The following is a 17,950-nucleotide window of genomic DNA, read 5'->3' as shown; positions in this document are numbered from 1 at the left end:
GCGCGCGGTGAGCGAGGGTCTGTACACGCAGCTGCTGGACCTGGCTTGCGGGGCGTTCCTGCTGGCGGCGGTGGTGGTCCTCTGGATGCGTGAACTCGGCGCGATCGTACGGATCTTCGCCCTCCAAGGCATCGCCCTGGCTGCCATAGCCGTCCTGCTGGGCCTGCACGAGGAACGCTGGGACCTCATCGCGGTGGCGGCCGGAATCGGTCTCCTGCGGGCCGGAGTGCTTCCGTACCTGATGCGCCGGGCGCTGACCGCGTTGAGTGTCGGCCACACCACGTCCGACACGGACGGCGCCGAGACCCGGGAGACCCAGCCGCTGGTGAACGTGGCAGCGTCCCTGCTCACCGCGGCGGCATTGACCCTGCTGGCCTATGCCGTGGCCCGGCCGCTGGCCGAGCTCGACCCCACCCCGGCCACACGGGCTCTGCCGGTGGGCCTAGCGGTCGTCCTGATCGGGTTCTTCGTGCTGGTCACCAGGCGCCGCGCGCTCGCCCAGGTGGTGGGCTTCCTGCTGCTGGACAACGGCATCACCGCGACCGCCTTCCTGGCCACCTCCGGAGTGCCGCTGATCGTCGAACTCGGTGTCTCCTTCGATGTCCTGCTCGCCGTACTGGTACTGCAGCTGCTCACCACTCGTATGCGGGCCGCGTTCGGCACGACCGACATCGACGACCTGCGGGAGCTGCACGACTGATGCCGCATCTTCTCCAAGAGCCTGCTGCGACCGCCCTGTTGCTGATCGCGCCCGTCGCCGTGCCCCTCGCCGTGGCCGGCGTCCATGCGCTGACTGGCGTGCGCGCGTCTGCCGCGGAAGTCCGCGAGCCGAGCAGGCAAGTGTCCCGTCAGCCTGCCCTGGTCGGAGCCGCAACCGGACCGGCGGACGGGGCCGCAGCACCACCTCCGCCAGGGTCCAATGCACCTCACCGGGCCGACTGGTACGGGCTCATCTCCCCATCGGCGATCATCACCTGCGGTGCGGTACTGGCAGCCGCCCTCGGTGACGACGAAGCCGTGACCGCCTACGGCGGACTGCTGCGCGCCGACGCCCTGACGGTGTGGATGCTGCTCGTCGTCGGAGCCGTCGCACTGATCGCCTGCGCGAGTGCCCCCTCCTATCTCGCGGGCGAGCGCGCTGTCGGACGGGCGGATGCCCGTAACACCGCGCTCTTCCACGTCCTCGTGCAGTCGTTCCTCGCTGCCATGTGCCTGGCCGTGCTCACCGCGAATCTCGGGGTGTTGTGGGTGGCCATCGAAGCCACCACCATCGTCACTGCCTTCCTCGTCGGCCACCGCCGCACCCGTACATCCGTCGAGGCCGCGTGGAAATACGTGGTGATCTGCTCAGCCGGGATCGCCCTGGCCTTCCTGGGCACCGTCCTCATCTACTACGCCGCCCGACAGGCGGGCATCGCCGAGGCGTACGCCCTGAACTGGCCCACCCTCGTGGCCCGGGCCGACCGGCTCGATCCGGCCGTCACCCGGCTCGGCATCATGCTCGTCGTACTCGGCTTCGGGGCGAAAGCGGGCCTCGTGCCCCTGCACGCCTGGCTGCCGGACGCCCACAGCCAGGCACCGGCCCCCGTCTCCGCGCTGATGTCCGGTGTCCTGCTGTCCGTGGCCTTCACCGCGATCCTGCGCTACCAGAGCATCTCCGACGCGGCCCTCGGGACCGGCTACATCCGCGCCCTACTGACCGGCATTGCTCTGCTCACGCTCGCCCTCGCCGCGGCCCTGCTGCTCGCCCAGCGCGACTACAAACGGATGCTCGCCTATTCGAGCATGGAGCACATGAGCCTGATCGCCCTCGGCGCCGCGATCGGCACCCCTCTCGCCCGTGCCGCCGTGCTCTTGCACATCGCCGGGCACGGGCTCGCCAAAGCGGTCGCCTTCTGCGCCTCCGGCCACATCCTGCATCTCACCCGGACCACCCGCATCGGGCGGGTACGCGGCCTGATCGCCCGGGCACCCGGCCTTGCGGGCACCTTCGGGCTCGCGGTCGTCGCGCTGCTCGGGTTCCCGCCCTTCAGTCTGTTCGCCTCCGAACTGGGCATCGTCCGCGCCGGATTCGCCGCCCGTATGGGCTGGGCCGTCTCGGCGGCCCTGCTGCTGGTCCTGATCACCTTCGCCGCGCTCGCCGCCCGCACCGCCCGGATGCTGCTCGGCCCCGCGCCCACGGCCTGGACGGACGAGCCGCCCGCCACGACAGGATGGCCGCTCGTCCTGGGCCTGGTGGCCTGCGCGGCCCTGGGTATCGCGACCGGTCCGCTCACCGACCTGCTGCTGAATGCCGCCCAGGCGATCGGAGCCCGCTGAAGCCATGCGCACCGTGCACGAGATCCATGCCGCCGAACTGTCCAAGCGGGCCGAGGAGCTGCTGCGCGCCGGGCGTCGACTGGCCCTGGTCGCCGCCCACCACGACGAGGACCGGATCCGCGTGGTGTACCTCTTCGTCGCGGGGCCGCCCGACAGCCGTACCGAACTACACGTACACCTCAACCCTGATGCTCCCGCGGTCCCGACGCTGGCCCACATGTCCTTCCCCTCAGGCCGGTTCGAGCGCGAAATGCGGGACCTGTTCGGCATCGTCCCCCGCGATCACCCCATGCCGCGACGCCTGGTGCGCCACTTCCACTGGCCGCGCGGCTGGTACCCGATGCTCCCCGACGCCGGGCCCCCGCCGCCCTTCGCGGAGCAGGAAGGCCCCTATCCCTTCCTCGAGGTCGAAGGCGACGGCGTCTACGAAATCCCGGTCGGGCCGGTGCACGCCGGGCTGATCGAGCCAGGCCACTTCCGCTTCTCCGTCGTCGGCGAGACCATCCTCAAACTCAAAGCCCGCCTGTGGTTCGTCCACAAAGGCATCGAAAAACTCTTCCAAGGCCGCAGCGTCGCGGCCGGGCTTCCCCTCGCCGAACGGATCAGCGGCGACACCGCCGTCGGACACGCCCTCGCCTACTGCCTCGCCGTCGAAGAGGCCACCGGCACGGCGGTCCCGGCCGCCGCCCAGCGCGCCCGCACCATGCTCCTGGAGCTGGAGCGCCTGCACAACCATGTCGCCGACCTGGGCATGCTCTGCAACGACGTCGGCCACTCCATCCTCAACGCCCACGCCCAACGCGTGAGAGAACAACTCCTGCGCCTCAACGCTGAGATCACCGGCCACCGCCTGCTGCGCGGCGGCGTCGTACCCGGCGGCGCAGCCCTGCACACGCTGCCCGACCTGAGGCGCCTCCACGCGATCGGCAGGGACATCCGCGAGATCGCCCACCTCGCGCTCGACCAGTCCACCGTCCGCGACCGCTTCACCGGCACCGCCGTCCTCACCGCCGAGGCCGCGCGGGACATCGGCTGCCTCGGCTACGTGGCCCGCGCCAGCGGCCTGCCCGGCACCGACGCCCGCGTCAGCCACCCCTTCACCACCTACGACTCCGAAATCGCCGTCCCCGTCCGCGACACCGGCGACGTGCTCGCCCGCTTCCTCGTCCGCGCCGAAGAGATCGACGTCTCCCTCGCGCTGATCGAGCACCTCATCGAGGGCCTCGCGACGGGTGCTGTCCTCGCTCCGACGCCCGCACCGGGCGCGGGCCCCGGCACAGGCGCCGGCATCGTCGAGGGCTGGCGCGGCACCATCACCACCCGCATCGAACTCGCCCCCAACGGAGCCCTGGCCAGGGTCAAACCGGTCGACCCGTCGTTCTTCAACTGGCCCGCCCTGCCCCTGGCGCTCGCCGACACCATCGTCCCCGACTTCCCGCTGACCAATAAAAGCTTCAACCTCTCCTACGCCGGCAACGACCTCTGACCACGCTGCGCGGGACCCGGTCATCGGTCAACCCTTGCACTCAGTGGGCGACACCGCCGCGTTGCGAACACGTATCCCGCCCCGTTAGACCGACGGCGCCCCAGCCGAGCAGCAGCAGGGGGCGACCGCGTCCACGGCCGTGCGACCGTAGTGGCGGCGATGGGTTCGGCCCCGCGCCCTGGACCCCAACCGGATCGGCGTCCGGCCCGTGGCGGCATTCGCACCCGAGCGGGGCGGGTGGCAGTGTCTGGACGGTGGAGCCGTTCGGAGGGATCTGTGACTGATACCGGTCGTGCTGGTCTTCGATCAGGTGCCTGCGATGACGCGGATTGAGCGCGACGGCGATCAGGCTTAACGTGGTCTCGCCGTTCACCCAGGAGCCGGTAGCTGGCGCCCAGGAACGTATCGGCCCGGGCGGTGGCACTGGCCGCTTTGCCCAGGGCACATTTGAGCCAGGGGCGCCCGGCGATGCCCGAGCCTCAACTGCCGGTCGCGGTCGGGGACTGTGCGGTCGGCCGCGGCGAGCTCGCTGGAAGGTACGGGGCCGAAGGCGCGGTCGCCGAGAGCTTCAACCTCGCTTACACGGCAATGACCTATGACGGTGTCGCCCGTTCCAGGCGGTAGCCGGTGACGATCTCGGCCCGGATACGGATCACATGCCCCGTCTCGGTGTCCACCCATGGGGTGAGCAAGGGCCCGGTAGCGAGCGAGTTCAACCGGGTCCGACACATGCGTCGCTGTGCCGGTGACGACCACGCTCCAGCCGGTGCGGGTGTCGAAGTCGAGCTGATCGGCTTCGTACGCCACCACCTCGGACACCCGGGCGGTGCTCAGCAACGCGGAACCGGTATGCGTACGGATCACCACGCTGCCGGCGTCCACGACATGGTTGACCAGCCGGATGGCGGGCAGCGCCTGGTAGGAGAAGGCCACCCGACCCAGCGGCACACGGCCCAGCAGCTCGAGGGCGGCTTCCCGGCTCAGCTCCACCATGCGGGCACCGGGCCGCAGACAGGAGGTCACGGCTGGGCTCCGTCCAGCGGCATCCGGCACGCGCCCGCGGGCCAGAGCACATCTACCTCGATGCCCCGCCCGTGCGCGAAGGCCACCAGATGGGCCGTCGCATCCCGGCTGTTCGACGGGGAGCCGTCCCATACGGCCAGCACCCGGGCGCAGGTCCTGAGCAGGCTTTCGTCCGCGGCCACGCACGAGCTGCCGCTCGCCGGGTCGTATTCCAGAAGCCGCACCTGCTCAGACAGCAGCAGCAACTCCCCGGCCGCCCTCCGGTCACGCTCCCGCAGCGGCGCGGGCACACCCGCCGCCGTGGGCAAGACCGTCACCAGCGCCAGCCCCGCCGCCCGCGCGGCCCGCCCAAACGCGACCGGAAGCCCCTGCCCGGCCCGCACCAGACCGGCCTTCCCAGCCCGCGCGAATCCGGCCAGCCGGGAACCCAATTCGGTCTCCAGCAACGCCAGCGTCGGCGCGGTGAGGTCACGATGACCCACAACGGCGATCATTCTCTGCCGCCCTCTCTCCACGTGCACAACAGTCAAGCAACTAGGCAATTGAAGAAGCCTTCAGGATGCAGCTCAGGGTATCCGCCACGCGTCGACGACCTATGGGGGAATGAGGGGCCGTCCACCGGCCCGTCCGCTGATGGTGCCCCGGTGAGGCCCCATCGGTCGAGGGCCATCCAGCCCACCACCGGGACCGTCCAGCCCTTGTCCGGGCGCCTCCCGGCCGGTCCGCTACTTCGGCGCGTGCTCGCCCACGTAGAACAGAAGCCAGACGAAGCCGGCGAACAGGTGCGTTGCGAAGACGTATACGAAGACGCGCAGCATGACGCCGCGTTCCTTCCACCTCTCCAGGTCCATCGGCTCCTTGGCTTGCTTCCCGGTCACGTCACCACTCACCGCCTTGCATCTCCTGGGGTCTGTGGATAAGGAATCCGGAACCGGACGAGCACGACCTTGCCGTCGTGATCCACGGCGGGTTCCACGCTGACATCGCCGTCGTAGATGTCGGCGAGTTCAGCCACCGTCCGCAGGCCCTCACCCCTTGCGTCCGCGGCGATGCCGACCTTCGGCAGGTGCTCGGCCACCGCCTGCCGAGCCTCGCGCACCGCCTCCGGCGCCACCTGGACAGACACGATGTGCCGCTGGACCGAAGGCAAGGTGTGCTCGACTGCCGCGGCGGGCAAGTGCTTGCGCCACGGCCTGAACCTGTCCATCCCCATCACGGAGCCGCTTCCTTCTCCGCCTCGCGCAGCTCGGCGAGCAGCTCTTGCTGCCCAGCCAGCAGGACAGACAGGATGCGCCGCGCGGCAGCCAGTAGCTCCGCCACATCCCCGCCCGCCAGCTCGTACACCACCGTCGAACTCTCACGGGTGGCCGTGACGATGCCCGAACGGCGCAGCACCGCCAGCTGCTGCGACAGGTTCGACGGCTCGATCTCGATCGCCGCAAGAAGATCCCGGACCGGCATCGGCCCGGCCTGCAGCAGTTCCAGCACACGGATGCGCACCGGATGCCCCAGCATTCGGAAGAACTCCGCCTTCGCCTCATACAGCGGAACCGGCACCTCGCTCACCCTCCTCCGCCCCCACGTCGATCCCGTGGTCGCTCGCGAGCCGAAGCGCATCGTCCAGCTCTTCCTGCGCTACCGCCACACCGTAGGCGTCCTCTGTCTCCAGCACGGCCTCCAAGGCAGCCCGCGCTTCCCGGACACGCTCGAGCACCGCCTCGACGAACCCGCCCACGGTCACCCTTCCCACCTCGGCACCCTTGTCCGACTCAGCAACTAACAAATTGAAGAACTCTTCAATTCTAGACCCTGAGTGGTGCCGGTACACCACTCCCGGGGGACGGCGCCCACGGTGACGGAGGCCAAGCGATCCTTCACGGTTCCGCCAGCAGATCAGCCGCACTGAGCAGCATCTTGCTGACGGGTGGGCCGGAAGGGTCGAGGGCCGTCTGGCTGCTGACGAGTAGGTGGGGGTTGCTGCAGGCGGGCCAGGTCTGCTGCCGCAGGCGGAGTCACTGGGTGAGCAGCTCGGTAGTGAGGGTTTCGAGGTAGATGGTGCGCTTGGGCAGCCGTAGGGCGCCGTGGGTGAGGTCGAGTTCATCGAACCGGATCTCGGCAGCTTGGGAGGGCAGCAGGGCGTGGACGGCGACCAGGGCGACAGGGAGGCGGGCAAGCGGGGTGTGGGCTCGCTGGAGCAAGCCGGTGAGATGGTCGCTCTGGATGGGGCGGGGCAGGCGGACCTGGGCGGGGAGGCTGATGCCTCGGGTCGGGTCGTGAAAGACGAGCCGTTGCTCGGAAGATGCTCCGCAGATCTGCTGGGCGATGCGGGCCGGGCGGCCGGGGGCCAGGTCCAGGACGTCCCTGATGTCCTGGCGGGTGATCGCGGCCAGGGTGGTGGTGTGCTCGGTCCACATCCGCAGTGTGGGAGCGGCGCACTGGAGGTAGCTGCGGATCGTCGCGGTTGGCAGGGCGGGATGCCTGCGCCGGCCCTGGCCTTGAAGGACTGTGACCCAGCAGCGCAGTTCACTGTCCATGGGGGCGGGGAAGCTGGCGATCAGACGGTCGACGGCGGCGAGATGGCGGTCTGCCGTGCGGGCGAGATCGGGGATGAGCATTCCGCGCTGGGCGAGGAAGCCCGATTACGCGCGGGGCATTGATGTTGCGGTCCAGCGCGGCCAGGGCTCGCAGGTCACGTTCGTGGATGGGCACGGCGGCACCCAGGTGGGCCAGCACAATACGCAGGGCGCGCAGGGCTCCGGCGTGGCCGTGCGGGTCAGGGTCGACCCGGCGCATCTGCGCGCGGCAGAACTGAGTGAACTCCTCCAGCAGCTGTCCGGCATCGGTGGTCAGGGCGGGCAGCTCGTCCACGTTGCGTGCCGTGATGCGGCTCCAGTCACGGTCCAGGGTGAACAGCACGAGCTGGTGCGGGTCGGCCAGGTGCGCGGAGACGGTACGCGGCGCAGGCCGGCGCCGGGCTCGCGCGTTGTGCCGTTTGCCCTATGATCGGTCGGTTGTGTCGTAGCCGAGCCGGTGGGCGTGGTGCTTGAGCTGGCGGACGGGGTGCTTGCCGAGGGCGAGTTGGAGCTGAGTGAAGGGCGCCCGGTCGAGTTCACCGTGCTCGCGGACGTGGATGAGGCAGCCCCGGCACAGCCTCTCCGGCGCGGACAGTGGCAGCTCCCTTCGGCACCGCCCGCAGGGTCCGGTCGGGTAGCGGCCGGTGTCGTGCTTCCAGCACTCGCACAGGTATGCCTCACGTTGCCGCGGTCCCGAACCCCGTGCCCCTTTGCCGTTGACCAGGAAACGGCCCCGCTGTCCGGCTTCCCAGTGCACATCGGTGATCTTCGTGGCACACAGCTCGGCGGCCCGGACCCCGGAGAGGTAGGCGACCTTCGCCATCACGTAGTTCCGGCACGCCACCGCCTCCTTACGCGCGGACGGCAAGTCCCTGTGCCATCGGCAGAAGAACTCCTTCATCGCCGCCCGGGACGGCGGGATCCGCAGCCCGAAGTCCCCGCGGCGACGCGGACGGTTGAGCAGATCGACCGGTGACTCCACCAGCACCCCGAACCGGCGGCCGATCTCCCCGGCGTAACGCTGCTCCAGAAAGGCGAAGTAGCCGTCGATCTGGTTCATCTTGGTGCGGATAGTGGACCGGGCTCGTTTACCGGGGCCGGAGAAGTAGTGGTCCACATGGCGGGGCTGGAGTTGCCAGGGCACAAGCTGGAAGTACTCGCAGACCTCGATGACAGGCTTGATCAGCTGGTCGATTGTCCCCGGCATCAGCCCCGCAGCATCACGTGCCCACTAATACTCCGCCAGGGTTTCCACGAAGAAACCCTGCGGATCATCCGCGTCCATGTCGGCGGCACGTCGGTTTTTCAGCGCGACCACATCCGCGAGTCCCGGCTCCCCGCCGGACAGCCCTCACGTTCCTACGTGCTCCGTCGTGGACACCACAGTCAGGTGACGGGTGCCGAAATCTGCCACGAGAACGCAGATTAGGGAACTTGCCCGTAGATTCTGCGAGTTACGGCGGGAATCCCACACGGACGAGGGAAGGCTCGAACAACCATCTCCTGCCTGCTGATGCACAGACACCGGCTCGACCGACCACCAGGGAACCCGTCCCTACTCCACTTCACCGCATCCGCGCCGCACCGGCTCAGTCGCCGAGCACCGCCATCGCCGCGTTGTGCCCCGGCACCCCGCTGACCCCGCCGCCGCGGACAGCGCCCGCCCCGCACAGCAGCACATTGGCATGCGCCGTCTCGACGCCCCAGCGCCCCGTGGACTCCATCGCGTACGGGAAGGCGAGATCGCGATGGAAGATATGGCCGCCGGGCAGGCGCAGTTCCCGTTCGAGGTCGAGCGGCGTCTTCGCCTCGATGCACGGCTCGCCGTGCTCGTCGAGCGCCAGACAGTCGGCGATCGGCTCGTCCAGGTGGGCATCCAGCTCGGCGATGGTCGCGGCCAGCAGCTCGCCGCGCGCCTTGTCGTTGTCGGCGGCGAACAGCCGGGCAGGGGTGTGCAGCCCGAACAGGGTCAGCGTGTGGTAGCCCTTGGCCACAAGGTCGGGGCCGAGGATCGAGGGGTCGGTCAGCGAGTGGCAGTAGATCTCCGAGGGCGGCGCGCTCGGCAGCCGCCCCTCGGCGGCCTCCCGGTACGCGGTCGCCAACTGCCCGTATCCCTCCGAGACATGGAAGGTCCCCGAGAACGCGTCGCGCGGGTCGACGGACCTGTCACGGAGTCGCGGCAGCCGCCGCAGCAGCATGTTGACCTTGAGCTGGGCGCCCTCGGCGGGGGCGGGCGGCTCTTCGCCGAGCAGTGCGGCAAGCTCCTGGGGGGAGGCGTTCACCAGGACATGGCCCGCCCCGACCGTGCCCTCCGCCCCCTCGGAGCGGAAGGCGACCTCGGCCCGCGAGCCGTCCGTCTCGATCCCGGTCACCTCGTGCAGCACCGCGATCTCGGCGCCCGCCGCCCTGGCCGCACCCGCCAGTGCGTCGGTCAGCGCGCCCATGCCGCCCACCGGCACGTCCCAGTCGCCTGTCCCGCCGCCGATCACGTGGTAGAGGAAGCAGCGGTTCTGGAGCAACGATGGGTCATCGGCGGCGGAAAAGGTGCCGATCAGGGCGTCGGTCAGCACCACACCCCGTACGAGATCGTCGGCGAACCGCTGCTCGATCGCAGCGCCGATGGGCTCCTCGAAGAGCGTCCGCCAGGCCGTCTCGTCGTCGACGCGCGCACGCAGCGCCTCGCGCGTCGGCAGTGGCTCGGTCAGCGTCGGGAACACCCGCTCGGCGACCCGCCCGGTCATTGCGTAGAACTCCTGCCAGGCCGCGTACTCCCGCTCCCCACCGGTGAGCCTGGCGAACGACTCACGGGTACCGGGACCGCCGACGAGCAGTCCGCCGTCGCCCTTCGGGGTGTACGAGGAGATGGTGCGTTTACGGACGGCGAAGTTCAGCCCCAGCTCGCGGACGATCTTGTCCGGCAGCAGCGAAACGAGATACGAGTAGCGCGAGAGACGGGCGTCGACCCCGTCGAAGGGGCGGGTGGAGACGGCCGCTCCCCCGGTGTTTCCACGGCGCTCCAGGACGAGGACGGAGCGTCCGGCGCGGGCGAGGTATGCGGCGGCGACCAGGCCGTTGTGGCCTCCGCCGACGATCACGACGTCGTACGAGGTGTGTGCGGGCATGGCCGGACCCTAACTGCTGGTTCCCGTCCGGTCGATCAGGGCGAGCCCGGCAGGATCGGCAGGACCCGGCCTAATTCGCGTGGGCGCCCCGCTGCTGCCGCAGCGCCGCGACCCGCCGGTACAGGTCCACCGCCTCGGTGTGGCGGCCGAGCTGCTCCAGGCAGTGCGCCTCGTCGTTGCGGCTGGCCAGCGCGTCGGGGTGGTCGGGGCCGAGCACCTGCTCACGGGCCTGAGCCACCTGGCGGTAGACGGCCAGCGCGTCCGCCCAGCGGCCCAGCCAGCCGAGCCCCACGGCCACCTCGCGGCGGCTGACAAGGGTGTCGGGGTGGTCCGCGCCGAGCACCCGCTCGCGCAGTGCGCACACGTCGCGCGCCTCGGCCAGCGCCTCCTCCCAGCGGGCCAGCCTGCCAAGATTCACGCCGAGGCCGTGCCGGGCGCGCAGTGTCTCGGGGTCGGCGGGCCCGTGCACGCGGGTGCGGTCGTCGACGAGATCGCGGTAGAGCTCCAGGGCCTCCGCGCTGCGGCCGAGCCGGCCGAGGCTGATGCCGACCTCGTAGCGCGCGGCGAGGGTGTCGGGATGGTCCGCGCCCAGCGCCCGGGCGCGCGCCACGACCACCTCCCGATACGTCCCCAGCGCCTCGGACCAGCGCCCCAACTGGCCCAGCGCGTAGGCCACTTCGTACCGGGTGACCAGAGTGTCCGGATGCTCGGCGCCGAGCACCCGGGCGCGGGCGGCCGCGACCTCGTACGCCATCCGGTAGGAGTCCTCGAGGCGGCCCAGCCTGCTGAGGTTGAAGGCGAGGTTGTGCCGGCAGCGCAGGGTGTCGGGGTGGTCGGGGCCCATGGTGCGCAGGCGGGACTCGAGGACCGCGGAATACGCCTCGTGGGCTTCGAAGTACCGCCCGAGCTGGCCGAGGACGTACGCCATCTCCTGGCCGGCGCCGAGCGTCTCGGGATGGTCGGCGCCCATGGTCCGCTCGCGGCCATCGGTGACCCGGCCGAACTCGCGCAGGGCGTCCGCGGCCCGCCCCGTCCTGCTCAGCGTGAAGCCGACCTCGTAGCGGCTGGCCAGGGTGTCCGGGTGGTCGGGGCCGAGCACGTGTTCGCGCTCGGCCGCGACGGCGCGGTGCACCTCGCCGGCCTCGTCCCAGCGGCCGAGCCGGCCGAGGCTGAGGCCGGCGTTGTGGCGGCCGGCGAGGACGGCGAGCAGTTCGGGCGGCGGGGTGGGGCGCTCGGGTCTGTCCCGTGGCGGCAGCAGTGGGCCGCCGCGCGGATCGGCGTACGTGGTCCACTCGCCGGTCAGCCCGGCGGTGTGGTCGGGCAGGGCGGACGGCAGGACCGAGGTGCCGGTGGCCTTGTGGCCGGTGGTCATGCCGCGGGTCCAGGACGGCAGCCGCGGCTCGCGGGAGTCCGGCTTCTGAGGGCGCGGCCCGGGCAGGACCTGGTGCGTCCGCCCGTGGCGGGTGGCCGCAGCGATCCGGCGGCACAGGTCCTTGGCGTCGGCGGGCCGCTCCTCGGGGGTCTTGGCCAGCAGTTCGAGGACGATCCGCTGGAAGTACTCGGGGATCTCGGCCCGGTGGGTGCGCAGCGGCTGCGGCGCGGTGTCCCGGTGTCCGACGAGCACGGCCCAGGTGTCGTCGTGGTCGAAGGGCGGGGCGCCGGTGGCGATCTCGTACAGCACACAGCCCAGCGAGTACAGATCGCTGCGATGGTCGACATGGTCGCCGCTGATCTGCTCGGGCGACATGTAGTGCGGGGTGCCCATGGCGATGCCGGTGCCGGTGAGCTTGGAGGTGAAGCCGATGTCCTCGCCGAGGCGGGCGATGCCGAAGTCGCAGATCTTCACGGCGCCGTCGGTGAGCCGCATGATGTTGGCGGGCTTCAGATCGCGGTGGACGATGCCCTGCTCATGGGTGTACGCGAGGGCGTCGGCGACCTGCTCGGCGATGTCGACGACATCGGACACCGGCAGGGGCTGCTGTTTGTTCTCCTCCATCAGCTGGCTGAGGTTGTGGCCCTCGAGCAGCTCCATCACCAGATAGAGGACGCCCTCGTGCTCGCCGAAGTCGTGGACGACGGTCACCCCGCGGTGCTGAAGCGCCGCGGCGACGCGCGCCTCGCGCCGGAATCGCTCCCGCAGCACCCGGGTGAAGGACTGGTCGTGCTGCGGTCCCAGCGGCTTGAGGCACTTGACCGCGACGCGCCGTCCGAGGGACTCGTCGCGGGCCCGCCACACCTCGCCCATGCCGCCGCGCCCGATGAGATCGAGCAGCCGGTACCGGCCTTGGATCAGCCTGGATTCCGCCATCGCGTGCTATCGCCCCCGTTGCTTCGCTGCGCCCTCCCCGGCCCGTCCAGTATGGCCTCCTGTCTGCGCAGTTTGTACGGGGCCGGGCGGCTGCCGGGGCCCAGTCGCGCCATCGCTTTCAAGATGTGACCTGGCGGCAGTTGCCAGCGGAGACGGGAGGGAATGCAGCGCAGGAGGTTGCCCGTGGCGATGAGTTGATACGTGACCCGTTCGGGGGCGGGGGCGGGTCTGCCGTACAGCTCATGGGCGTATGGGGGCAGTGCGTTGTACGCGAGCGTGGCCACGCGCCGCCAGAGCAGTTCGCGCGCCGGGACGAGGAGTGCGGTGATGGGCGGCCGCTGGAGGAAGTCGTCGACGTCGTGCGCCTCGGGTCCGGCGGCGAGTTCGGGGCGGACCCGCTCGAAGTAGGCGGCGAGCTGCTCGGTGGTCGCGGGCACTTCGGCCGGATCGAGGCCGACGAGGCGTGCGCCCTCGCGCTGTTCGGCGAGGTAGCGGTCGGCCTGGGCGTCGCTGAGCGGGAGGCCGGAGCGGCGCCCGACGTCGAGGTACGAGCCGACCTCGGCGCAGTGCACCCAGAGCAGCAGTCCGGGCTCGTCGACTCCGTAGCGCTCCCCCGTCGCGGGGTCGGTTGCCCCCAGACGGCTGTGAATACGGCGGATGCGGGCACCCGCCTTTTCGGCGGCCTCGGTGGTGCCGTAGGAGATGGTGCCGACGAAGTCGGCCGTGCGTATCAGCCGGCCCCAGGCGTCCTTGCGGAAGTCCGAGTTCTGCATGACACCGCGTACGGCTCGGGGGTGCAGGGCCTGGAGGTACAGGGCTCGCACCCCGGCGACCCACATCATCGGGTCACCGTGCATCTGCCAGGTCACCGAGTCGGGCCCGAAGAGCCCGGGGTTCGCGTCCGTCATGGTTCGATGCGACTCCTCGGTATACACGTCACCTACTTGGAGCAAGGTATCGCCCAGGGCCCTCTGCCACATCTCCGGCGGATCGTCGTAGGTGTAAACGACTTGTCCCGATACGCATTGGGAGCCGGGCCCCACTCTGACGCACACCGGCGACGAGAGCATGGCCGCTCCGCTACGGGGCCGGAGTGGTGCGGGCCGGGCGACAGATGGCCGTGGCGATTCGCAAGAACGAGCGGATGAGCGGGGTGGTGTTGGCGCTCTTCCAGGCGATCACGAGGTGACTGGGTGGCGCGTCGGTCAAGGGGACTGCTGTGAGGCCTTCGGGAAGTGTGTGGGCGAGCGGTGTCAGGCCCACCGTGCCGTTCCACAGGACGGACTGGAGGCACTCATGGACTGTTCGTACGACGGGACCGCCACGACGTCGGCCGACGTCTGACGGGCCCGTCCAGAAGGCCCGCCACACCGGGTCCGTGCCGTCCGGAAACTGGAACCATCGACGGTCCGCGAGATCGTCCAGGTGCAGACTGTCGCGGTCGGCAAGCGGATCGTCGGCGCGCAGCACCACGCCGACCGGGTCCGAGCGCAGCACGCGGGTGCTGATGCCGGTGTCGTCGAACGGTGCCCGGGTCAGGGCCACGTCGACGAGGCCGGCCCGCAGTCCGGTGGTCGGGTCGGTCAGGTCGGCCTCACGAATGCGGACTCGTACGCCGGGGTGGTGTTGCCGGTAGGCGGCGGCCAGTCGTGTTCCGACCTGCTCGGCGCTGTCGGCGAGGGTGCCGACGGTCAGGGTGGCCGTGCCGGCGGCGGCGGCCACTCGGGCACGCGCCTGGTCGGCCTGCGCCAGCAGGGTGCGTGCCTCGTCGTAGAGCAAGGCCCCGGCAGGGGTGAGGGCCACTCCCGTGGGAGAGCGGCGCAACAGTTCGCAGCCGAGGTCGGTCTCCAACTGCTTGATCGCCCGGCTCAGCGGAGGCTGAGTCATCTGAAGTCGCGCGGCGGCCCTGCCGAAGTGGAGTTCTTCGGCGACCGCCACGAAGTAGCGCAGCATGCGTAGCTCCATTACCAGCAACGATACCCGCACGGTATCGAGGGTGCGGGATCGGTCTTGGACGCCCCGGGGCGTCCCGCTATGGACTGGGGGCCCAACCCGATCTGCCGCCGTACGAGCCCGCCCGGCGGGCGGGATGTCGGCAAGTTGCGATCATCGCAATGCTGAGGAGTCGCCATGGCTGAACATGTGATGCAGGAGCCCGTCGTGCACCTCGCGGGTGTTCAGGAGCTTGCCCGCGACGTAGTGGTCATCCCCGACCGGCGGGTGCAGCTCGTGCCGAACATCGGCATCATCGGCGGTCAGCACTCCGTTCTGGTCGTCGAAACCGGCATGGGTCCTCGTAACGCCGAGAAGGTGCTGGAGTTCGCGGCCGACTACGCCAAGGGACGCAGGCTGTACCTGACCACGACGCATTTTCACCCCGAGCACGCGTTCGGGGCGCAAGTCTTCGCCGGCGAGGCGACGTTCCTGGTCAACCGGGATCAGGCCGAGGACCTGAAGCTGAAGGGCCCGGGCTATCTCGAGATGTTCAAGGGGCTCGGCGAGCAGGTCGCACGCCAGCTTGAGGGCGTCGAATTGGCGCAGGCCGATGTCGTCTACGACCAGGCGTACGACCTGGACCTGGGCGGCCGGGTGGTGCAGTTGCGGGCCACCGGCCGCGCACACAGCAAGGGCGACCAGGTGGTCAAGGTGCCGGACGCGGATGTTCTGTTCACCGGGGATCTCGTGGAAGCCGGGCAGTTCGCCATCTTCCCGTGGTTCCCGCCGCACGACACCGACGTTACGGGAACCCGCTGGATCGCGGTCATGCAGCGGCTGGCAGCCGAGAGCGCACGTGTCGTGGTGCCCGGCCATGGTGAGGTCGGCGGCCCGCAACTGCTGGCAGACGTCCGGGACTACCTGCAGCTCCTGCGGGACGAGACGTGGGCCCGCCGCGATTCGGCAGTCAGTGAGCAGACGATCGTCGAAGAGATCTCGGCGCTGATGATTCAGCGGCACCCGGAGTGGGTCGGCCGTGAGTGGATCGAGAAAGGTGTCGGGTGCCTGTGCTCCGAGCACCCCGCCTGACGGGCACGCCAGTCCATGTCTGCCACGACCGGTGAAGGCTGCCAGATGCACGAGACACCCGACGGTGAGGGCACGCCGCCCACCGTGAGCAGGCGCGACCGCGGCATCGCGGCCTACGCCAGGATATTCGCCCTGCCCGAGCAGGAAGTACCCGCGGCTTTCGCCGAACTCGTCGGACCGGCATTCGCCGAGGAGGCTCTCCAGGCCGCCGGTGGGGCCGGATGGCGGCACCCGGCGCTCACCGCACGGGACCGCAGCATCGCCATCATCACGGCCCTGGCCTGTCAGGGTGTCGCGGACAAGCGCCTGCACACCCACGTTCGGCTGGGCATGCGCCACGGACTTGACCAGGACGCACTCACCGCGCTTGCCGCTCTGCTGGCCGGCTACATCGGATACCCGCGAGCCTCGATCACCATGGAGACCATCAAGGACGAATGCGCGCACACCGAGCGTGCGGTGCCGTAACCGGCAGCGATCATGCGATGCGCAGCTGTCAACGGCGAGGTGTCAGGCACCAATCATCTCGCGTACCAGCGGTGCCACCTTGGTGCCGAACAGCTCGATGTTGGTCATGACTGCGCTGTGAGACATCCCGTGCATCCCGTACTTCAGATCGAAGCGGGTCGCGTTGAGGTCCGTGAGCGTCGCCGTGATCTTGCGGGCCACGGTTTCGGGCGACCCGATGTGCAGCGCTCCGCCGGGGCCGACATCGCGCATGAGGCTCTCGCGGGTGGGTGTGCGGAAACCGCGCTGTTTGGCCACGCTTCGGATCGTGGCTTCGAAGGCTGGCAGGAACTCCTCGACCGCCTGTTCGTCGGTGGCGGCGACATGGCCGGGCGCATGGACGCCGACGGGCCGCCGGGGTTGTCCGAACTTCTCCAGTGCCTGCTGGAACAGCTGTGAGAACGGCGCGAAGCGGGCTGTCTCGCCGCCGATGATCGCGAGCATCAGCGAGAAACCGTACCGGGCGGTCCGGACGACCGACTCGGGGCTGCCGCCGACGCCGACCCAGGTCGGAATCGAGCCCGACTCGCTGTGCGGGTAGATGGAGTGACCGTCGAGGGACGCGCGGGTGTTGCCGGACCAGGTGACGGGCTTCTCCCGGAGAAGTTCGGCGAAGAGGCTGAGCTTCTCCTCGAACAGTTCCTCGTAGTCGTTGAGGTCGTAGCCGAAGATCGGGAAGGACTCGATGCTCGATCCCCTGCCGAGGATCACCTCGGCGCGACCGCCGGAAACGGCGTCGAGGGTGGCGTAGCGCTGGAAGACGCGGACGGGATCGTCGGAGCTGATCACCGTCACTGCCGAACCGAGTCGGATGTGCGATGTGCGCGACGCGATGGCAGCGAGCACGACGTCGGCGGCCGAGAGCGGCATCGTGTCGGTGTGGTGCTCGCCGATGCCGAAGTGGTCCAGGCCGACCCGGTCGGCAAGAACGCCTTCCTCGACCAGACGACGGATGGTCTGGCCGTGCGACAGCGGCCGGCCTTCGGCGTCGTTCGTCACGTCGCCGAAGGTGTCCAGCCCGAGCGTGATGTCTCCCCCACCGGCCTGGTCGATCGAAGCGTTGGTCATGTCGTACTCCTCGGATGCTGCGGCCGGCCGGCGCGCATCGCCACGTGCCTCAGGTCGCGATGCGCCGCAGTGCGCGGACGAGTTGGGTCAGGTCGGCGCCTTCGAGGTGGTCGAAGACATGGCGCCGGGCGCTGGCCAGGTGGGCGGGCCACGCCTGTTCCAACCGGGCGAGGCCCGCATCGGTGAGGACGGCGTTCCACCCGCGGGCGTCCGCGTCACACCTGACCCGTTCGACCAGTCCCTGCTTCTCCAGGCGGGTGACGATGCGGGTCATCCCGCTCAGCGAGAGGTTGCAGACGGCGGCGAGCTCGCTCATGCGCATCAGCCGGTGCGCAGCCTCGGACAGATGCATCAGTGTCGTGTACTCGGAGAGCGGCAGGTGCCGCTCGCGCATCATGTCGGCGTCGATCACGCGGGGCAGGACGATCATCACCCGGCCGAGCTCGCGCAACAGAGCTTCCTCGTCCGTGTTCAGGGGCTGCAGCGGCTGCTCGGCGGTGGACATGCGTCCATCTTAGTT

The 17,950-nt window shown here is 70.0% G+C and carries 20 protein-coding genes; 6 read left to right on the top strand and 14 right to left on the bottom strand.

Annotated features, from left to right (window positions below; all coding sequences use genetic code 11):
* Positions 1 to 7 precede the first annotated feature (7 nt).
* From OG729_RS36300 to OG729_RS36290, 3 genes are read left to right on the top strand one after another with little or no spacing between them, the layout of a single operon-like run.
* Entirely contained in the window at positions 8 to 700 is a 693-nt protein-coding gene (locus OG729_RS36300) for a hypothetical protein (RefSeq protein ID WP_405810253.1), read from the top strand.
* Positions 700 to 2,319 (top strand): proton-conducting transporter membrane subunit, encoded by a 1,620-nt coding sequence (locus OG729_RS36295; protein ID WP_405810252.1) that lies wholly within the window; start codon positions 700 to 702, stop codon positions 2,317 to 2,319. Before OG729_RS36300 ends, OG729_RS36295 begins: the two co-directional genes overlap by 1 nt.
* 4 nt (positions 2,320 to 2,323) lie before the next feature.
* Complete coding sequence (locus tag OG729_RS36290) at positions 2,324 to 3,805, top strand: NADH-quinone oxidoreductase subunit C (protein ID WP_405810250.1); 1,482 nt, start codon at positions 2,324 to 2,326, stop codon at positions 3,803 to 3,805.
* A 369-nt stretch (positions 3,806 to 4,174) separates the two neighbouring features.
* Here OG729_RS36290 and OG729_RS36285 read toward each other — a convergent pair whose 3' ends face one another.
* From OG729_RS36285 to OG729_RS36255, 7 genes are all read right to left on the bottom strand, one after another.
* The gene (locus tag OG729_RS36285; RefSeq protein ID WP_405810248.1) at positions 4,175 to 4,828 is read right to left on the bottom strand and encodes a pyridoxamine 5'-phosphate oxidase family protein; all 654 of its coding nucleotides are present in this window, start codon (positions 4,826 to 4,828) and stop codon (positions 4,175 to 4,177) included.
* Positions 4,825 to 5,322, bottom strand: coding sequence for a hypothetical protein (locus OG729_RS36280; protein WP_405810246.1), 498 nt, complete (start codon positions 5,320 to 5,322; stop codon positions 4,825 to 4,827). The genes OG729_RS36285 and OG729_RS36280 overlap by 4 nt, the downstream gene beginning before the upstream one ends.
* A gap of 231 nt (positions 5,323 to 5,553) precedes the next feature.
* Positions 5,554 to 5,679: a DUF6126 family protein gene (locus OG729_RS36275; RefSeq protein WP_326655553.1), complete on the bottom strand. Its 126-nt coding sequence runs from the start codon at positions 5,677 to 5,679 to the stop codon at positions 5,554 to 5,556.
* A 35-nt stretch (positions 5,680 to 5,714) separates the two neighbouring features.
* A complete protein-coding gene (locus OG729_RS36270) occupies positions 5,715 to 6,041 on the bottom strand; it encodes a hypothetical protein (protein ID WP_405810245.1) in 327 nt (108 codons plus the stop codon).
* A complete protein-coding gene (locus OG729_RS36265) occupies positions 6,041 to 6,385 on the bottom strand; it encodes an ArsR/SmtB family transcription factor (RefSeq protein ID WP_405811402.1) in 345 nt (114 codons plus the stop codon). The genes OG729_RS36270 and OG729_RS36265 overlap by 1 nt, the downstream gene beginning before the upstream one ends.
* Complete coding sequence (locus OG729_RS36260) at positions 6,366 to 6,656, bottom strand: hypothetical protein (protein ID WP_405810244.1); 291 nt, start codon at positions 6,654 to 6,656, stop codon at positions 6,366 to 6,368. The genes OG729_RS36265 and OG729_RS36260 overlap by 20 nt, the downstream gene beginning before the upstream one ends.
* 184 nt (positions 6,657 to 6,840) lie before the next feature.
* Positions 6,841 to 7,443 (bottom strand): hypothetical protein, encoded by a 603-nt coding sequence (locus OG729_RS36255; RefSeq protein ID WP_405810243.1) that lies wholly within the window; start codon positions 7,441 to 7,443, stop codon positions 6,841 to 6,843.
* Here OG729_RS36255 and OG729_RS36250 point away from each other — a divergent pair.
* Positions 7,436 to 7,831, top strand: coding sequence for a hypothetical protein (locus OG729_RS36250; RefSeq protein ID WP_405810241.1), 396 nt, complete (start codon positions 7,436 to 7,438; stop codon positions 7,829 to 7,831). The genes OG729_RS36255 and OG729_RS36250 overlap by 8 nt on opposite strands.
* Here the strand turns inward: OG729_RS36250 and OG729_RS36245 are convergent.
* The 5 genes from OG729_RS36245 to OG729_RS36225 form a co-directional block, all read right to left on the bottom strand.
* Positions 7,826 to 8,608, bottom strand: coding sequence for a hypothetical protein (locus OG729_RS36245; RefSeq protein ID WP_405810239.1), 783 nt, complete (start codon positions 8,606 to 8,608; stop codon positions 7,826 to 7,828). The genes OG729_RS36250 and OG729_RS36245 overlap by 6 nt on opposite strands.
* A gap of 382 nt (positions 8,609 to 8,990) precedes the next feature.
* The gene (locus tag OG729_RS36240; protein WP_405810238.1) at positions 8,991 to 10,523 is read right to left on the bottom strand and encodes a phytoene desaturase family protein; all 1,533 of its coding nucleotides are present in this window, start codon (positions 10,521 to 10,523) and stop codon (positions 8,991 to 8,993) included.
* A gap of 70 nt (positions 10,524 to 10,593) precedes the next feature.
* Positions 10,594 to 12,831, bottom strand: coding sequence for a tetratricopeptide repeat protein (locus OG729_RS36235; RefSeq protein ID WP_405810236.1), 2,238 nt, complete (start codon positions 12,829 to 12,831; stop codon positions 10,594 to 10,596).
* The gene (locus OG729_RS36230; RefSeq protein WP_405810234.1) at positions 12,813 to 13,739 is read right to left on the bottom strand and encodes an oxygenase MpaB family protein; all 927 of its coding nucleotides are present in this window, start codon (positions 13,737 to 13,739) and stop codon (positions 12,813 to 12,815) included. Before OG729_RS36230 ends, OG729_RS36235 begins: the two co-directional genes overlap by 19 nt.
* A 172-nt stretch (positions 13,740 to 13,911) precedes the next feature.
* Entirely contained in the window at positions 13,912 to 14,796 is an 885-nt protein-coding gene (locus tag OG729_RS36225) for a LysR substrate-binding domain-containing protein (RefSeq protein WP_405810233.1), read from the bottom strand.
* 165 nt (positions 14,797 to 14,961) lie between these two features.
* Between OG729_RS36225 and OG729_RS36220 the strand changes: the two genes are divergently transcribed.
* Entirely contained in the window at positions 14,962 to 15,855 is an 894-nt protein-coding gene (locus OG729_RS36220) for an MBL fold metallo-hydrolase (protein WP_360868488.1), read from the top strand.
* A 45-nt stretch (positions 15,856 to 15,900) separates the two neighbouring features.
* Positions 15,901 to 16,323, top strand: coding sequence for a carboxymuconolactone decarboxylase family protein (locus tag OG729_RS36215; protein ID WP_405810231.1), 423 nt, complete (start codon positions 15,901 to 15,903; stop codon positions 16,321 to 16,323).
* Between the two features lie 42 nt (positions 16,324 to 16,365).
* Here OG729_RS36215 and OG729_RS36210 read toward each other — a convergent pair whose 3' ends face one another.
* Both OG729_RS36210 and OG729_RS36205 read right to left on the bottom strand, forming a co-directional pair.
* Positions 16,366 to 17,430, bottom strand: a complete 1,065-nt coding sequence (locus tag OG729_RS36210) for an LLM class flavin-dependent oxidoreductase (RefSeq protein WP_405810230.1) — start codon at positions 17,428 to 17,430, stop codon at positions 16,366 to 16,368.
* Positions 17,431 to 17,479: 49 nt separating this feature from the next.
* Positions 17,480 to 17,935: a MarR family winged helix-turn-helix transcriptional regulator gene (locus OG729_RS36205; RefSeq protein ID WP_360868480.1), complete on the bottom strand. Its 456-nt coding sequence runs from the start codon at positions 17,933 to 17,935 to the stop codon at positions 17,480 to 17,482.
* Positions 17,936 to 17,950 lie beyond the last annotated feature (15 nt).

Source organism: Streptomyces sp. NBC_00210 (genome assembly GCF_045160975.1).
In the GTDB taxonomy this organism is placed as follows: Bacteria; Actinomycetota; Actinomycetes; order Streptomycetales; family Streptomycetaceae; genus Streptomyces.
This window is presented reverse-complemented; position numbering and strand designations above follow the sequence as displayed.

Coding starts and splice junctions, on each gene's coding strand:
- OG729_RS36290 (WP_405810250.1), top strand. CDS start 2,324: ATGCGCACCGTGCACGAGATCCATGCCGCCGAACTGTCCAAGCGGGCC.
- OG729_RS36240 (WP_405810238.1), bottom strand. CDS start 10,523: ATGCCCGCACACACCTCGTACGACGTCGTGATCGTCGGCGGAGGCCAC.
- OG729_RS36255 (WP_405810243.1), bottom strand. CDS start 7,443: ATGCTCATCCCCGATCTCGCCCGCACGGCAGACCGCCATCTCGCCGCC.
- OG729_RS36220 (WP_360868488.1), top strand. CDS start 14,962: ATGGCTGAACATGTGATGCAGGAGCCCGTCGTGCACCTCGCGGGTGTT.
- OG729_RS36225 (WP_405810233.1), bottom strand. CDS start 14,796: ATGGAGCTACGCATGCTGCGCTACTTCGTGGCGGTCGCCGAAGAACTC.
- OG729_RS36250 (WP_405810241.1), top strand. CDS start 7,436: ATGAGCATTCCGCGCTGGGCGAGGAAGCCCGATTACGCGCGGGGCATT.
- OG729_RS36230 (WP_405810234.1), bottom strand. CDS start 13,739: ATGACGGACGCGAACCCCGGGCTCTTCGGGCCCGACTCGGTGACCTGG.
- OG729_RS36205 (WP_360868480.1), bottom strand. CDS start 17,935: ATGTCCACCGCCGAGCAGCCGCTGCAGCCCCTGAACACGGACGAGGAA.
- OG729_RS36295 (WP_405810252.1), top strand. CDS start 700: ATGCCGCATCTTCTCCAAGAGCCTGCTGCGACCGCCCTGTTGCTGATC.
- OG729_RS36275 (WP_326655553.1), bottom strand. CDS start 5,679: ATGGACCTGGAGAGGTGGAAGGAACGCGGCGTCATGCTGCGCGTCTTC.
- OG729_RS36270 (WP_405810245.1), bottom strand. CDS start 6,041: ATGGGGATGGACAGGTTCAGGCCGTGGCGCAAGCACTTGCCCGCCGCG.
- OG729_RS36210 (WP_405810230.1), bottom strand. CDS start 17,430: ATGACCAACGCTTCGATCGACCAGGCCGGTGGGGGAGACATCACGCTC.
- OG729_RS36215 (WP_405810231.1), top strand. CDS start 15,901: ATGCACGAGACACCCGACGGTGAGGGCACGCCGCCCACCGTGAGCAGG.
- OG729_RS36280 (WP_405810246.1), bottom strand. CDS start 5,322: ATGATCGCCGTTGTGGGTCATCGTGACCTCACCGCGCCGACGCTGGCG.
- OG729_RS36245 (WP_405810239.1), bottom strand. CDS start 8,608: ATGCCGGGGACAATCGACCAGCTGATCAAGCCTGTCATCGAGGTCTGC.
- OG729_RS36235 (WP_405810236.1), bottom strand. CDS start 12,831: ATGGCGGAATCCAGGCTGATCCAAGGCCGGTACCGGCTGCTCGATCTC.